A 1,835-nucleotide genomic window follows, 5' to 3' on the forward strand; every position below is an offset into this window, starting at 1 on the left:
ACCAGGAGCCGGAACACCCACCGGCACCGTCACCTTCACCATCTCCGGCGGCGGAGGAACCACCACCATCCCCGTCGACACCGACGGCACAGCCACACTGACCCTCAACACACTGCCCTCCGGCAGCCATACGGTCACCGCTACCTACAACGGCGACAGTGACTTCGCAGCCTCGACGGGCACCGACACCCACACCGTCAACCGTGCGGCGACCACCATCACGGTGACGTCTACGCCCGACCCATCGGTCTTCGGGCAGCCGGTTGTCTTCACGGCCGTCGTCGCGTCGGTGGCACCGGGGGCCGGGACTCCCACGGGGGCTGTGACGTTCAGCGTCTCCGGCGGTGGGCCGACGCTCACCGGGGCCCTCGACGCCTCCGGGGTCGCCTCCGTCAGCATCAGCACACTCCCCGCCGGCGACTACTCAGTGACCGCCACCTACGACGGCGACACCAACTACGCCTCGTCAGCCAGCAGCGATGCTCATACCGTCAACCGGGCCTCGACGACCACCACGGTGACGTCGACTCCCGATCCGTCGGTGTTCGGGCAGGACGTGACCTTCACCGCGGTGGTGGCACCTGTCTCCCCGGGGGCGGGTGTTCCTACGGGGACGGTCACTCTCCTCGAGAGCGGCGGGGGCACCATCACCATCCCGCTGGACGCCTCCGGTGTCGCCTCCGTCACCAGCAACGCCCTCGCCGCGCGAACGTACAGCGGCACCGCGACCTACAACGGCGATGCCAACTACGCCCCCTCCACCGGCACCGACACGCATGTCGTCGAGCGGGCCTCGACCACCACCACAGTGACCACCACCCCCGACCCCTCGGTGTTCGGGCAGGACGTCACCATCACCGCGGTCGTGACACCCCTCACCCCGGGGACACGGGTCCCCACCGGAACGGTCACCCTCACCGAAAGCGGCGGAGGCACCATCACTCTGCCCCTGGACTCCAACGGCGTCGCCACCCTCACCACCAACGCCCTCCGCGTGGGCACGATCAGCGGCACCGCCACCTACAACGGCAATGCCAACTACGCCCCCTCCACCGGCACCGACACCCATGTCGTCGAGCAGGCCTCGACCACCACCACAGTGACCACCACTCCCGACCCCTCCGTCTACGGGCAGGACGTCATGTTCTCCGCCACGGTCACGTCCGTGGCCCCCGGGGCAGGGACGCCCACCGGCACCGTCACCTTCACCATCGACGGCACCAGCACCCTGACGGGCACCCTCGCTGGCGGCGTCGCCACCGTCACCCACAGCGCTCTGGCCGCGGGAAGTCACACCGTCGAAGCCGCCTACAACGGCGACGCCAGCTTCACTCCGTCCACCGGTTCCGACGCTCACACGGTCGACCGAGCAGCGACAACGACGGCGGTCTCCTCCTCACCCGATCCGTCGGTCTTCGGTCAGCCGGTCGTCTTCACTGCCGCCGTCGCACCCGTGGCACCGGGAGTCGGAACACCCACCGGCACGGTCACCTTCACCATCAGCGGGGGCGGAGGAACGACCACGGTCCCCGTCGACACCGACGGCACGGCCACGCTGACCCTCAACGCACTGCCCTCCGGAAGCCATTCGGTCAACGCCACCTACAACGGCGACACCAACTACACCCCCTCCACCGGCACCGACACCCACACCGTCAACCAAGCAGCGACGACCACGACGGTGACCTCCTCTCCCGATCCCTCCGCGCTGGGCCAGACCGTCACCATCAGGGCCACCGTGGACGCCGAACTTGCCGTGACCGGTACGCCTTCGGGCACAGTGACCTTTGTGATCAGCGGCAGCGGCGGCGGCACCTTCACCGAAGCCCTCGACA

General features: G+C 68.9%; 1 protein-coding gene. It reads left to right on the forward strand.

Translation table 11 applies throughout. From position 1 onward, the window contains the following. On the forward strand, positions 1-1,835 hold a 1,835-nt coding region (locus ACTWQE_RS33990), incomplete at both ends, for a beta strand repeat-containing protein (RefSeq protein ID WP_443332949.1).

The sequence above is a fragment of the Streptomyces sp. 8N706 genome (assembly GCF_052245415.1).
Classification (GTDB): Bacteria; Actinomycetota; Actinomycetes; order Streptomycetales; family Streptomycetaceae; genus Streptomyces.